We start from the raw sequence: 13,790 nt of genomic DNA, 5'->3' as shown, positions 1-13,790 counted from the left end.
TCCTGAAATATTTTTTTGTCACATGTCATTTATTATATATTTGCAACAGAGATTTATCATAATAATTAAGGCAAAAAAGTAATTTAAGAAACTGATATGGTTTACAAGATCCGCGTAATATTAGATGCGAAAGAGGATATTTTCCGAGATATTGAAGTGAAGGGAAAACAATCGCTATGGAACTTACATTTGGGAATTAAAAGTGCGTTCAGTCTGCAGGGCGATGAGCTTTCCACTTTTAATATGCTGGAAGATGACGGGACGATAGTTAAAAGCGTTCCTCTGGAAGATATGAGTGACGATGGTGATGGCGAGATTATGTCGGATGTCTACATTGATGAAGCTTTTGAAAAAATAGGCGACAAGGCTCAGTTCCAGTACGGGCTTCTTGATCTTTGGGAGCTGTATTGTGAGCTTGTGGAGATTATTGAAGAAACAAAAGGAGTTAATTACCCTATTACAGTATACAGATTCGGAAACGTTCCGTTGAAAGCACCAAGCAGAAGCGGAAACGCGGGAGGATCCAAAAAGAGATCGGCAATGCCGCTTATGGACGACGATTTCAGCTTTGATGATGACTTTGGAGGAAACACCACTTTCGAAGATGAAGATGACGACAGCTTCGATGACGAGGAAGAAGAAAACTACAACGATGATGTTTTCGAAGATGATGATGATAACGATGATGAAAGATAACAACATCTGAAAATAATATAAGCCCTGGATTTTTGTCCGGGGCTTTTTTATGTCAATAGTGAATTTTGTTTCACAAGTAAATGGTGAATTTTTTAACCAGGAAGCAAGCTTGAAAAAACTATGCAGGCAGAATATCCACCAGCCTAATCAGCGGCGCAGCCGCCATTCTTTGCCATTCTTAAAATAAAAAGAATCAAACATAAACTTTGCGTGAAAAACATCCGATTTCCCATAACTCTTATAATTCAAAATTAAACATCATCCACCTTAAAAAATCTCCTGCGACGCAAAATTCCCTCGCCAATTCCCGTTTTCCCTCCACTTTCTACTCTAACAAAAAAACATTCCTTACTTTTGCTAAAAATAGATGAATGAAGAAATTAATTCTATTAGCAATAATTGGCCTGGGCATTATTTCCTGCGCCACTCAAAATACGAAAAACACTATGGATCTGCCGAAGGAATGGAAGCACACCACCAATATTTATGAAGTAAACATAAGACAATATACACAGGAAGGAACCTTTAAAGCATTTGAAAAAGAAATGCCCCGCCTGAAAAAAATGGGAGTCAGAACCCTTTGGTTCATGCCGGTAACTCCTATTGCCCAGCAAAACAAAAAAGGAAGCCTCGGAAGTCCTTACGCGGCGTCAGATTATACCTCCATTAATCCGGAATTCGGAACAATGAATGATTTCAAGCATATGGTAAATGAAGCCCACCGTTTAGGATTCAAGGTAATCATAGACTGGGTGGCCAACCACACCGGCTGGGACCATATCTGGACAAAAACACACCCTGAATTTTATCTGAAAGATCCTGACGGGAAATTCCATATTGCCTCAGGAATGGACGATATTATCGAGCTGGATTATAAAAATCAGGAAATGAGGCTGGCTATGATCGACGCCATGAAATTCTGGGTCAAAGAAACCGGTATTGATGGCTTCAGATGCGACCTTGCCTCATGGGTAGAAGTAGATTTCTGGCAGCAGGCACGCCCCAAAGTTGAAAAAATAAAGCCGCTTTTCTGGCTGGGAGAATTTGATGAAATCGAAAGCCCTGAATACGGAAAAGTATTTGATGCCAGTTATTCATGGAAATGGATGCACAAATCGGCTGATTATTATAAGAAAAATGAGCCACTGAAGGAACTTACAGATCTCTTGAAGCAGTATTCCAATATCGGAGATGCTTCCATGAGAGCCTGGTTCACAGCCAACCACGATGAAAACTCATGGAACGGAACAGAATACGAAAAATACGGAGTTATTACCAAGCCTATGGCTGTATTCTCAGCAACCTGGAACGGTGTTCCTTTGTTGTATTCAGGGCAGGAGCTTCCCAACACGAAAAGACTGGAATTTTTTGAAAAAGACGCCATTAAATGGACAAACAACTACCAGATGGCAGAATTTTATAAAACCCTGCTGGAACTGAAAGCATCCAATCCTGCATTAAGAGGAGGGGATACCAATGTTTCGACCTATCTTCTGAATACAACTGCCAATGACAAAATCTTGGCTTATGTAAGGAAGAATGGAAAAGATGAGGTTCTGGTCGTCCTGAATATGTCAAAAGAGCCTGTAAACTTTACTATTGAAGATCAGAACCTTTCAGGAACTTTCCGCAATGTTTTCGACAAAACAAAAAGAGATTTTGACGGCGGAAAAGATTTCAGCTTCAAAGTTTCAGATTATGCAGTTTTTGAAAAATAAATTAAAGACTGAACATTTAAAGTTAAGAAGTAATTACACTTTTTATTCTGGATGATCGTTCAATAATTTTAAAATATTCAATAGGAGCGGGCTTTAGCCCGCTTTTTTATATACATTTGTATTCGGCTTTAGCCAGAATTTATTTAATTTGCAGGAACCATTTCACCAAAATTTCACGATATGAACAAACAGGAACTATTAAACATCATAAAAACAAAGATCAATGACAAGATTCAGTCTTTTGAAAACCTGATTGCAGAAACCAGGGCTTCTAATAATGATACCAAAAGTTCCATGGGCGACAAATATGAAACCGGACGCGAAATGCTTCAGCAGGAAATCAACAACCTTCAGCGGCAGCTTAATGAATCTCTGAATCAGCAATCCGTTCTTCAGAAAATAACAGCTGAAGCCTGTGACAAAGTTCAGAACGGAGCTTTGGTAAAAACAGATAAAGGACTCTTTTATGTTGCCGTATCTGTAGGAGAGATTATCTCAGAAAATCAGAAAATCATGACAGTCTCTGCAGAATCCCCGCTTATTAAGGCAATGTCAGGAAAAAAGCTGGTGAGACGTTTTCAGTTAATGCAGTTTCTCAAACTATCCGGTCGATAGAATAGTACTATTTCGCCTGATCTGCAAGCGGAATTGTTTTCCCTTTTCATATTAAGCATTTGATAAAATCCGATAAGATGCAATGTTCTATTGTTATTGAATTGTAAATTATTTTAACGTATTGAATTAATTTTTAAATAATTTGGCATTATTGGTGTAAAATTAAGAAAACTTTATTGTTAAAATTTCGAATACCATTGATTTTTGTGGTAAATTGAAGATAGTTATTTAAACAAAAAACATATTAAATTTTATCAATATGGGAATTTTAGAAAACAAAGTTGCACTGGTAACAGGCGCAGGTTCAGGAATCGGTTTAGCAGTGGCTCAGCTGTATGCTAAAGAAGGTGCAAAAGTTATCGTATCGGATATCAATGAAGAGCATGGTAAAGACGCTGTAGAAAAGATAAAGTCGGAAGGTGGGGAAGCTTCATTTATAAAAGCTGATACCTCCAGCGCAGAAGAAGTAGAAAACCTTATCAGAAAAACTGCCGAGATTTATGGAAAACTTGATATTGCATGCAATAATGCAGGAATTGGTGGCGAAGCAGCCTTAACAGGAGATTACAGCCTGGATAGCTGGAGAAAAGTCTTAGGTATTAATCTTGATGGTGTATTTTATGGCTGCAAATATGAAATCCTGGAAATGGAAAAGAACGGAGGTGGAGTGATTGTCAATATGGCTTCTATCCATGGGAGCGTAGCAGCACCACTTTCTTCGGCGTATACAACGGCAAAACATGCGGTGGTAGGGCTTACCAGAAATATAGGAGCAGAGTATGGACAAAAAGGAATCCGTTGCAATGCAGTAGGTCCTGGATATATTGATACCCCTCTTTTGCAAGAATTGGATGAAGACAAAAAGAATTATTGGTAGGAAAACATCCCATAGGACGTCTTGGTACAGCTCAGGAAGTTGCAGAATTAGTTCTGTTCCTGAGTTCGGATAAATCTTCATTTATAACAGGAGGATATTATCTCATAGACGGTGGATATACTGCTGTTTAATAGAAAAATAACATCAGCCCTATACAAAGCATTCATGAAAATGAATGCTTTTTTATGATCTGTGATAAGTGGAAATCGGTTAGATTTTTCTAAATTTGAACCATAAAAACCGCTTTCAGAAATGCAGAACTACCTCGAGCTTTTACAGCATATTTTAGACAATGGAACAGATAAAACGGATAGAACAGGAACCGGGACCAGAAGTGTTTTCGGGTACCAGTTAAGATACGATCTGTCAAAAGGATTTCCGATGGTGACCACCAAAAAAGTACACCTGAAATCCATTATCTACGAATTGCTGTGGTTTCTGAATGGCGATACCAACATCAAATATCTCAACGACAACGGAGTAAGCATCTGGGACGAATGGGCTGATGAAAACGGAGATCTGGGGCCTGTTTACGGCGCCCAGTGGAGAAGCTGGCAGGGAGCTGACGGAAAAGTGGTAGATCAGATCACTGAGGTGATAGACCAGATCAAAAAAAGTCCGGATTCAAGAAGGCTGATCGTTTCCGCATGGAACGCTGCAGAAATTCCAAATATGGCCCTTGCGCCATGCCACGCCCTTTTCCAGTTTTATGTAGCAGATGGAAAACTTTCCCTGCAGCTGTACCAGAGAAGTGCAGATGTATTTCTGGGAGTACCGTTCAATATTGCAAGCTATGCATTATTACTGATGATGGTTGCTCAGGTATGTGACCTTGAAGTAGGAGATTATATTCACAGTTTCGGTGATGTTCACATTTACAATAATCATTTCGAACAGGTGAAAAAGCAGCTTTCCAGAGAGCCGAGACCACTTCCTACCATGAAGTTAAATCCGGAAGTTAAAGATATTTTCAGCTTCAGTTTTGAAGATTTTACCCTGGAAAATTATGATCCGCATCCGGGAATTAAAGCTCCTGTAGCTATTTAAACAATTGAATATCCTGCCAAGAATGACTGTTGATATGTAACAAAACCTTATTTCTTATTACTTATCAGTTAAATCTTAAAGGGATGCTAAAAAAGTTACTTTTTATTTCAGCGATCGGTATTTCGGGTACCGCTTTTTCTCAACAAAACGTAAAGGAAAAACTGGGGAATTATTTCGATTCTCTGTTTGTTCATCATAAGGTAATGGGTAGTTTTGCTTTTGCAGAAAATGAACGCCCGACTTTTGTGAAAGTAGTTGGATTTGCGGATGTTGAAAAACAGCAGAAAGCCAATGTAAATACACAATATAGAATTGGCTCGATCAGTAAGACCTTTACTGCCGTTTTGGTAATGAAAGCTGTTGAGGAAAAAAGATTTCCTTAAATCAGAAACTTTCTGAATTTTATCCTGACATTCCCAATGCGGACAAAATTACAATTGAAAATTTATTACAGCACAGAACAGGGATTCACAACCTGACCAATGAAGCCGAATACTGGCAATACAATACAAAACCTCAGACAGAGAGCAGCCTGGTTAATATCATTAAAAAATATAAAAGTGATTTTGAACCGGGGTCAAAGTATGAATACAGTAATTCAAATTATATTTTGCTGGGTTTTATTCTTGAAAAAGTATACAAAAAATCTTACGCTGAATTAATTAAAGCTAAAATTACAAAACCGCTAAAATTAACCTTAACGGAAGTTGGAGGAAAAATTGATACTTCAAAAGATCAGGCAAAATCTTACCAGTTTACCAACGGAAAATACGAAGTTTCCAATGAAACAGATATGAGTATTCCGATCGGGGCGGGAATATAATCTCAACGCCAAGAGATTTGCTGGAATTCATTCTTGGACTTGAAAACGGAAAATTAATCAAAAAGAAAATGTTGATAAAATGAAAAATTTTATTGATAATTACGGATATGGTTTGGTGAAAGTTCCTTTCGATAAATATTCAGGATTTGGTCATACGGGCGGAATCGACAATTTCAGATCGGCATTGTATTATTTTCCTGATTTGAAAACTGCGGTGAGCTTCACAACAAATCAGTCCGATATGGATACCAACGAAATTTCTATCAAAATGGTAGAAGCAGCGATGGGAAAAGATTTTAAAATGCCAAGTTTTAAAACCCTTGAAATTCCGGAAGCTGATTTGCAGAAATTTGTAGGAAATTATGCAAGTCCGGGATTCCCTTTAAAAATTAATATCTTTATCAAGGATAAAAAATTAATGGCTCAGGCTACGGGGCAAGGTGAATTTCCTTTAGAAGCAACTTCTGAGACGAGCTTTAAGTTTGACATGGCCGGAATTGTTATCGATTTTTATCCTACGAAAAAACAATTCATCATCGTTCAGGGAGGAACAAAAAATACCTTTACAAAAGAATAAAATGAAATATTTAAAAATCAATACCGAAGAAACCACTGATCCTGAAGTTTTAAAGAACGCAATTCTTCAAATGAAAGGAGTGGTTTCCGTAGAAATCATAGACGATGAAAATCCCGAAAGCGAACTGAAAAAAGCTTTTGCCAAAACCAAAGAACAGCTCAAAAAAGGAGACTACGAAACCCTGGTTAATGATATTTTTGATATAATCACAAAAAATAACTCTAAAAAATAATAAAGTAATTAATGAAAAAGGCGATTTTGTCTATTGCTATACTCGGAATTTTCTTTTCCGCAAATGTATCGGCACAGACTGAAACTTCAGGAAGAGAAAAAGTATACAGAGCTACCCATACCAAAGTAACTGAACTTAAACATACCAAGCTTAAAGTAAATTTCGATTATCAGAAAGAGCAGATGAACGGTGAAGAATGGCTTACTGCCTCACCTTTTTTCTATCCTACCAATGAATTGACGCTTGATGCCAAAGGAATGTTGATTCATGAAGTGGCATTGGATATCAATGGGAAAAAATCTCCTTTAAAATACGACTATAAGGATGATGTTTTAAAAATCACCTTAGATAAGACCTATCAGAAAAATCAGGACTATACCGTCTATATCAAGTATACAGCACGCCCGAATGAAGTAAAGCAGGAGGGAAGTGCAGCCATTAATGATGCCAAAGGATTATATTTCATTAATGCGCAGGGAAAAGATCCTGATATGCCGACTCAGATCTGGACACAGGGTGAAACGGAATCTTCTTCTGCATGGTTCCCAACCATTGATAAACCCAACCAGAAGACTACCCAGGAGATCTATATGACCGTTCCTGACAAATATGTGACCCTTTCCAACGGCTTGTTAAAAGATTCCCAGAAAGAAGCAAACGGCTTAAGAACAGATCACTGGGTGATGGATAAGAGACATTCAACCTATCTTTTCTTCATGGGGGTAGGCGAATATGCTATTGTGAAGGACAAATGGAAAAATATTGCCGTAGATTATTATATTGAAAAAGAATACGAACCATACGCGAAACAGATCTACGGAAACACGCCGGAAATGATCGACTTTTTCTCTAAAAAATTAGGGTATGATTATCCCTGGGCGAAATATGCGCAGATCTCCGGAAGAGATTATGTAAGTGGCGCCATGGAAAATACCACAGCCACGCTCCACGGAAGTGATATCCTTCAGAAACCGGGACAACTGATCGATGAAAATACCTGGGAAGATACCATTGCCCACGAGTTATTCCACCAGTGGTTCGGAGATCTGGTAACCGCAGAAAGCTGGAGTAATCTTACTGTAAATGAATCTTTTGCCAATTATTCAGAATACCTCTGGAACGAATATAAATACGGAAAAGATCAGGCGGATTATCATCAGATGAAAGATGTGAATATGTACGTAACAACACCTGGAAATTTTGATAAAAACCTGGTAAGATTTAATTATGACTCCCGTGAAGACGTTTTTGATCTGGTTACCTATCAGAAAGGAGGCGGAATTCTTCACATGTTAAGAAATTATCTGGGTGACGATGCCTTCTTCGCAGGCTTGAATGATTATTTGAAAACATATGAATATCAGAACGGAGAAGCTCATCAGTTAAGATTATCCTTAGAAAAAGTTTCCGGAAAAGACCTGAACTGGTTCTTTAATCAATGGTATTTTGGTAACGGAAACCCGAAAATTAAATATTCTTACACTTTCGAACCTGTTAAAAAACAAATTGCTGTTGTTATCGAGCAGACTCAGGATCAGCCTTTCCAGTTTCCTTTGGCAATTGATGTTTATGACAACGGAAAGCCAAAAAGATATAATGTTTGGGTAAACGCAACAGCAAAAAATACCTTTAATTTTGATGTTTCTAAAAATGCAGATTTAGTAAATATCAATGCAGACGGAGTTTTACTGGCAGATATCACGGATACCAAAACTCCGGAGCAGAACCTGATGCAGTTTACCAACTCCAAAGAATTTAAGAGCAGATACAATGCCTTATCCGGTATAAAAGATCAGGTAGGAAAAAATCCTGCTGCCACAAAATTACTGGCTGCAGCATTAAAAGATCCGTATTTCAGAACAAGAATGAAAGCCCTTAAACTGATGGATCTTTCCAATCCTGAACAGATGAAAGCTTTGGGTGCAGATGTTGAAAAATTAGCCTCCAACGACCCTAAAACACTGGTTCAGGCTTCTGCTATTGCAGCATTGGCTAAAACCAAAGACAAAAAATATCTGCCGCTTTTTGAAAAAGGTGTAAATGCTGTTTCCAATGCTGTAAAAGGAAACTCTCTGAATGCTGTTTTAGCCCTGGATCCGTCAAAAGCCAATGCACTGGCCGATAAAATTGATCTGGAAGGTGCTTCAGACGAATTATTAGGGCAGCTGCTTCCGGTTATTGTAAAGAATAAAGTGACCTCGCAAATGGCTAATATTACTTCATTAGTGGCATTCTATCCGTTTATCAAGTTCCAGAATCCCGAATTAGGAAAATCCGCAGAAGAAGGATACAATTGGATTATGAGCTCGGATAATCTGAAAGCTACTGAAAACATTACAAAGATCATCAGCCATGCAAAAAGCCAGATGGGAGATAATCCTCAGGTAAAAATGATGATCTCTCAAATGCTCAAAGACGGTTTGAGTAAAAAAATGGACCTGTTGAAACAGAATCCTCAGAACGCTGCAAGCATTAACAAACAGATTGATGCGATCAACAAAGCTATTGAAGACTTTAAATAAACAGAATCCAAATTAAATATAAAAAGGTTGCCTTTTGAGGCAGCCTTTTTACGTTCAAAAGCTTAAAGAATCTCCACTTCTTCCGGCACAATAAAAAGAATCGTACAGCCCTTTTCAGATTTTACAGAGTGCTTAAAACCAGGTGGAGTATACAAATAATCTCCCTTTTCAAGTTGGGCTCCTGCAATAGTTGCCTCACCTTCCATGATCAATAGCTCCTCTCCGGCGGGATGATTGTGATAAGGGTAACTGGCCCCCGAATCAAATTTTAAAAGAATGCTGGTAGAACGATTTTTCTCCGGATCAAATTTTAAAGATTTCACAAAAATACCTTCATAATGAATTCCTTTTTCAATTAAAGGCTGCCATTCTTTCTGTTCTGTTTTTACGATGTAATCGTGGATGTTGGTGTTCATGATATATAAATTTAATTGTTATTGATGTAGAAATTGGTCCAGGCTCCATTCATAGCGGGAGAAAGTACTCAGGAGAAACGTCCCGGCACTGAATGCAAAGACAGAATAATCCAAAGGCTCTTTGATGCCGAAAGAAATACTCATCGCAACTGCAAATAATAAAGTGAGAATAGACGCGCACTTTGCTGTTGCTTTTACCTGATAACCTACAAGAAGCAAAATGCCAATTAATAATTCAGCAGCGGTCGACAATACTGCTATAATAGAGGCCCATGACTGGGGTAAAAATGAATTGGTTTCAGAAGTGTAAAGAACAAAATTTTTCCAGCCTGAAGATTGAGCTCCCCAAAGGCTCAACCTGCTGGCTACAGCAGATAAAAATCCTGCTGCCAGAGCTATCCTTAATAAAAAAACAGCGGTGTCCTGTTGAGTTTTCATACTATAATTTTTAGAGCTTAATTACAGGTACAAAGTTCAGCGAAAACCGTTGCCTAAAGAATAGACAATTCCGGAAAAAGCATGTAATATTTAAATGCTGAAAAGAAGAATAGGCCTGAAAGTTATGAGCTTCTTTTATTCAAGTGAAAAAACTAAATCTCCTTTACCGCCTTTTGATAATCTTTTGGAGAACGGGAAGTATGTTTTTTAAAGAAATTCGAAAAATAGAAAGGATCATTGAAGCCAAGCAGATAAGCGATTTCCTTCACCGATAATTTTTCATAGAGCAAAAGTCTCTTTGCCTCGGAAATAATAAGGCTGTAGATGACATTCTGAGCAGTTTTGCTGGTATGAAGCTTTGAAACCTCATTCAGTTTGGCTTCAGTGGTTTCAAGAATATCCGCAAAATGAGAGACCTGATAATTATTTTCAAAATTGTTTCTGACACTTTCCAGGAACTTTAGGAATAAAGCATCCGGTTTCCAGATTTCATCGCCGTTGGCAATTTTACTGCGGTTGATTTCTACCAACAGTAATTCCACCAGAGAATGCGTAGAGATCAGATATTGATAAGGCTGCTCGAGAATTTCTTTTTCAATGGTGTTCAATGTTTCAGTGAAAAAGGCAGGATGCTGTACGGTGATCATTTCATTCATTCCGAAATGACAAAAAAGTCCGTTGTGAAAAATAAGTTCAATATCACTGTCACTTTTACAGAAGAAATCAAGCGTAAATTCCAGCGCAGTAAGTTCTCCATCCACAGATTTTAATTGATGAAACTGCCCGGAAGTAATCGTGATAGTTTGTCCGGTTTTCAGAATAAAGATATTTTCGTCAACCAGAATTTCAGCACTTCCAATTTCGCACCAGAATAAGGTGTATCTGATGACCCGTCTTGGCTCAGGATGCCCTGTCTGATGAGAATATTTTTTTATTTCAATCATTTTAAACCTATTAGAGAATGGATGATCCGGTTTTATAACGTGTTGGAAAACAAATTTATCATGGACTAAATTACAAAATGTTTACCTAAATTGATGATCAACAAAGTTATATTGTCAAAGAAAAACCCCTAAATTCAACACCGGAAGAGATAACTGCTTTCATTGCCAAGCTTGGGAAATCCTCAAAACTGAGTAAAAGAGGAATCACAAACCATTGAGAAGGTATTTTTAAAGAAATAAAATAGAGTAAAAGGGATGAGGTTGTCCCAAAAGTCAAATAGTTTAACTTTTGGGATACCTCTTTTTTATGATTTTTGTATTTAAAAGAGAAATTATGCCCGGGAATTGAGGGATTATTCGAACATCATTTTATAAATTCGTATAAAAATTTAGAATAAATGACTTTTGGAATTGAGGCAGCGGGCTATTATGTGCCGTCTTTGTATTTAGAAATCAAAGATCTGGCGGAGAAAAGAGGAATTGAACCCGCAAAACTGGAAAAAGGATTAGGGTTGCATAAAATGGGGTTTCCCGATGTGCATGAAGATGCGGCTACATTTGCAGCGGAAGCTTTATTGAAGCTGATAAAAGATCATGATCTCAATCCCAAAGATATAGCCAGAATTTACCTGGGAACGGAAAGTGCTCTGGATGCGGCAAAGCCCACGGCTTCCTATGCCATGCAGATGGTGGAACAAGTACTTGAAAAGGAATTTGGCGAAAGATGCTTCAGGAACTGTGATGTAGTAGATATGACCTTCGCTTGTGTCGGGGCAGTGGATGCCTTACACAACTCTTTAGACTTCGTAAGGGTAAACCCGGACAAAAAAGCAGTAGTTATCGCCAGCGATTATGCTAAATACGAACTGGCTTCTTCCGGAGAATATACACAGGGAGGCGGTGCCGTTGCTTTACTGGTTTCATCAAAACCCGACCTTCTGGAAATTGACAACAACTGGGGGTGGCTACTGAAAGCGTTTTTGACTTCTTTAAACCCAGAAGAAACTATAACAAGAAAGACTTAAACTCAGCACCGGAAACTTTCCCGGATAAAATTGAAATTTTTACTGACGAACCTGTTTTTGACGGACAGTATTCCAATCAGTGTTACCAGGACAGGATCAGGGAAGCTTACCAGTATTATAAGGAAATTACAGGCAAAAATAAGCCTTACGAGGCCTGGAGGTACCTTATTTTCCATTTGCCGTATGCATTCCACGGTAAAAGGGTGTTTACAGAAATTTACAGCATTGAAAACGGACTTTCTTACGGAACTCCGGAAGAGCAGAAAGCAGTGGCAAAATCTGAAGATTATCTGAATTTTATTAATGAAAAGATTGAACGGTCACAGCGTGCATCTTCGGAAATAGGGAATATGTATACAGCTTCTATTTTTATGGCACTTCTTTCGGCAATACAGGTTTCATTCGATGAAGGAGAAGAGTTGGCTGGTACTGAAATCGGCTTTTTAGGATATGGTAGCGGTTCGAAATCCAAAGTTTTTGCCGGGAAAATCTCCGAAAACTGGAAAACTGCAGCATCTAAATGGAATTTGTTTGAAAACCTGAAAAACCGAACAGCCATTGATTTTGAAACCTATGAAAAATTACACAGAAAACAGCTTGAAAGTTCTGTTAATAAAAACTACAAAGGTTTCGGATTACAATCAGTAGAATATGAAAACCCTGTTTTGAAAGGAGCGAGGTATTATCATCATAACGACTAAAATTTTTGTTTATGTGTGATAAAAAAATTATGTTGGCATTCTTAAAAAAATAGTTAAATTTGCTCACTTTTTATTGAATTAATTTGATAAAAAATAAAATAATTTCTAAGCACATATTTTATGAAAAAAACATTATCAGTTCTTGGTCTGGCTATTGGTGGACTATTATTTTCTCAAGATATCCCATTCAGCAAATTATATGGTTATGGAGATCCGGTAAATTTTTATTTAGGAAGTTATCCTGTGACCGGTTCTTCTGGATTGGATATTAATTGGTATGGCGGGGTAAGACTTCGGACTTCTACAGGAGTAGGTTTTCAATTGCTAGAAAACGGGAACGTTGGAGTTGGGACATCAACTCCTTTAGCTAAATTTGATGTTAATTTTGGAAACGAAGATAAGGCCATTAGATTCTTTCAGCCTTCTACAACATTAAATCCTATTAATACATTGGTTTCTTCTCTGATGTTTACATGGTATGATAATCATGCAGATATAGGCATTATTAGAGGAGGTGGATATAATATTGTAGGACTTGGAATCAGGTTTAATGGCGGAGAAAAAGTAAGATTTACATCTAATGGAGATGTTGGAATTGGTACTGATGCTCCTGCATATAAATTGGATGTTGTTGGGAATGCTCAATTTCAGGATATTATAAGTGGCGGGTCAAATTCCTGGATTTTCCATACTCCTGATGATGGTAGGAAGTCAATACATCTTTCCCCAAAAAATGCTGCGAATACTGATTGGGATTGGGGGAAAGGGCTTATTATAAATGGAGAAAATGGAAATGCTCTAATACACGGTAAATTTGAAGCAAAAGAAGTGAAAGTAACCCAGACGCCAACCGCAGACTTTGTATTTGAAAATGAATATGATCTTCCAAAATTGGAAGATGTTGAAAAATTTATAAAGGAAAAGAAGCATTTGCCGGAGATTGCTTCAGCAAAAGTGATGGACAAAGATGGAGTGAATATCGGAGAATTTCAAATTAAACTTTTACAAAAAATCGAAGAACTTACCCTTTATTCTATAGAGCAGAATAAGCAGATTAAAAGCCTCCAGGAAGAAAATAAAACTTTAAAGTCTCAATCTGAAAAAATTGATAAATTAGAAAAGAAATTAGAACAGATTCTTGAAGAAAGGAAATAATTCT

Annotated in this window: 11 protein-coding genes and 3 pseudogenes; 11 read left to right on the top strand and 3 right to left on the bottom strand. The window is 37.6% G+C overall.

Annotated features, from left to right (window positions below; all coding sequences use genetic code 11):
• Positions 1-96: 96 nt before the first annotated feature.
• The 9 genes and pseudogenes from N4G44_RS14940 to N4G44_RS14900 all read left to right on the top strand — a co-directional run bounded on the left by N4G44_RS14940 (position 97) and on the right by N4G44_RS14900 (position 9,107).
• Entirely contained in the window at positions 97-696 is a 600-nt protein-coding gene (locus tag N4G44_RS14940; protein ID WP_474928032.1) for an IS1096 element passenger TnpR family protein, read from the top strand.
• 371 nt (positions 697-1,067) lie between these two features.
• Entirely contained in the window at positions 1,068-2,414 is a 1,347-nt protein-coding gene (locus N4G44_RS14935; protein WP_474928030.1) for an alpha-amylase family glycosyl hydrolase, read from the top strand.
• A 180-nt stretch (positions 2,415-2,594) separates the two neighbouring features.
• Positions 2,595-3,029 (top strand): hypothetical protein, encoded by a 435-nt coding sequence (locus N4G44_RS14930; RefSeq protein ID WP_474928028.1) that lies wholly within the window; start codon positions 2,595-2,597, stop codon positions 3,027-3,029.
• Between the two features lie 259 nt (positions 3,030-3,288).
• A pseudogene (locus tag N4G44_RS14925) lies at positions 3,289-4,037 on the top strand (SDR family NAD(P)-dependent oxidoreductase).
• Positions 4,038-4,158: 121 nt separating this feature from the next.
• Positions 4,159-4,953: a thymidylate synthase gene (locus N4G44_RS14920; RefSeq protein ID WP_474928025.1), complete on the top strand. Its 795-nt coding sequence runs from the start codon at positions 4,159-4,161 to the stop codon at positions 4,951-4,953.
• A gap of 83 nt (positions 4,954-5,036) precedes the next feature.
• Positions 5,037-5,776, top strand: a pseudogene (locus tag N4G44_RS14915) (serine hydrolase domain-containing protein).
• Between the two features lie 79 nt (positions 5,777-5,855).
• Positions 5,856-6,353 carry a hypothetical protein gene (locus tag N4G44_RS14910; protein WP_474928023.1) on the top strand — a complete coding sequence of 166 codons (498 nt, stop codon included), beginning with the start codon at positions 5,856-5,858 and terminating at the stop codon, positions 6,351-6,353.
• Between the two features lies 1 nt (position 6,354).
• Positions 6,355-6,585 carry a hypothetical protein gene (locus N4G44_RS14905; protein ID WP_474928022.1) on the top strand — a complete coding sequence of 77 codons (231 nt, stop codon included), beginning with the start codon at positions 6,355-6,357 and terminating at the stop codon, positions 6,583-6,585.
• Positions 6,586-6,596: 11 nt separating this feature from the next.
• Positions 6,597-9,107 (top strand): M1 family metallopeptidase, encoded by a 2,511-nt coding sequence (locus N4G44_RS14900; RefSeq protein ID WP_474928021.1) that lies wholly within the window; start codon positions 6,597-6,599, stop codon positions 9,105-9,107.
• A gap of 62 nt (positions 9,108-9,169) precedes the next feature.
• Here N4G44_RS14900 and N4G44_RS14895 read toward each other — a convergent pair whose 3' ends face one another.
• From N4G44_RS14895 to N4G44_RS14885, 3 genes are all read right to left on the bottom strand, one after another.
• Positions 9,170-9,523, bottom strand: coding sequence for a cupin domain-containing protein (locus tag N4G44_RS14895; protein ID WP_474928019.1), 354 nt, complete (start codon positions 9,521-9,523; stop codon positions 9,170-9,172).
• An 18-nt stretch (positions 9,524-9,541) separates the two neighbouring features.
• Positions 9,542-9,961, bottom strand: a complete 420-nt coding sequence (locus N4G44_RS14890) for a DoxX family membrane protein (protein WP_474928017.1) — start codon at positions 9,959-9,961, stop codon at positions 9,542-9,544.
• Positions 9,962-10,113: 152 nt separating this feature from the next.
• Positions 10,114-10,905 (bottom strand): helix-turn-helix domain-containing protein, encoded by a 792-nt coding sequence (locus tag N4G44_RS14885; protein ID WP_474928016.1) that lies wholly within the window; start codon positions 10,903-10,905, stop codon positions 10,114-10,116.
• Positions 10,906-11,303: 398 nt separating this feature from the next.
• Here N4G44_RS14885 and N4G44_RS14880 point away from each other — a divergent pair.
• Positions 11,304-12,631 (top strand): annotated as a pseudogene (locus tag N4G44_RS14880) (hydroxymethylglutaryl-CoA synthase family protein).
• Between the two features lie 120 nt (positions 12,632-12,751).
• Positions 12,752-13,786: a hypothetical protein gene (locus tag N4G44_RS14875; RefSeq protein ID WP_474928014.1), complete on the top strand. Its 1,035-nt coding sequence runs from the start codon at positions 12,752-12,754 to the stop codon at positions 13,784-13,786.
• Positions 13,787-13,790: the final 4 nt, after the last annotated feature.

The organism is Chryseobacterium sp. GTID13 (assembly GCF_056172655.1).
Note: the sequence above shows the minus strand (reverse complement) of the source record. Positions and strands in the feature narration are given on the sequence as shown.

Excerpts from the sequence above, each read along its gene's own strand:
- N4G44_RS14895 (WP_474928019.1), bottom strand. The coding sequence starts at position 9,523 with ATGAACACCAACATCCACGATTACATCGTAAAAACAGAACAGAAAGAA.
- N4G44_RS14940 (WP_474928032.1), top strand. The coding sequence starts at position 97 with ATGGTTTACAAGATCCGCGTAATATTAGATGCGAAAGAGGATATTTTC.
- N4G44_RS14910 (WP_474928023.1), top strand. The coding sequence starts at position 5,856 with ATGAAAAATTTTATTGATAATTACGGATATGGTTTGGTGAAAGTTCCT.
- N4G44_RS14905 (WP_474928022.1), top strand. The coding sequence starts at position 6,355 with ATGAAATATTTAAAAATCAATACCGAAGAAACCACTGATCCTGAAGTT.
- N4G44_RS14900 (WP_474928021.1), top strand. The coding sequence starts at position 6,597 with ATGAAAAAGGCGATTTTGTCTATTGCTATACTCGGAATTTTCTTTTCC.
- N4G44_RS14875 (WP_474928014.1), top strand. The coding sequence starts at position 12,752 with ATGAAAAAAACATTATCAGTTCTTGGTCTGGCTATTGGTGGACTATTA.
- N4G44_RS14885 (WP_474928016.1), bottom strand. The coding sequence starts at position 10,905 with ATGATTGAAATAAAAAAATATTCTCATCAGACAGGGCATCCTGAGCCA.
- N4G44_RS14935 (WP_474928030.1), top strand. The coding sequence starts at position 1,068 with ATGAAGAAATTAATTCTATTAGCAATAATTGGCCTGGGCATTATTTCC.
- N4G44_RS14920 (WP_474928025.1), top strand. The coding sequence starts at position 4,159 with ATGCAGAACTACCTCGAGCTTTTACAGCATATTTTAGACAATGGAACA.
- N4G44_RS14930 (WP_474928028.1), top strand. The coding sequence starts at position 2,595 with ATGAACAAACAGGAACTATTAAACATCATAAAAACAAAGATCAATGAC.
- N4G44_RS14890 (WP_474928017.1), bottom strand. The coding sequence starts at position 9,961 with ATGAAAACTCAACAGGACACCGCTGTTTTTTTATTAAGGATAGCTCTG.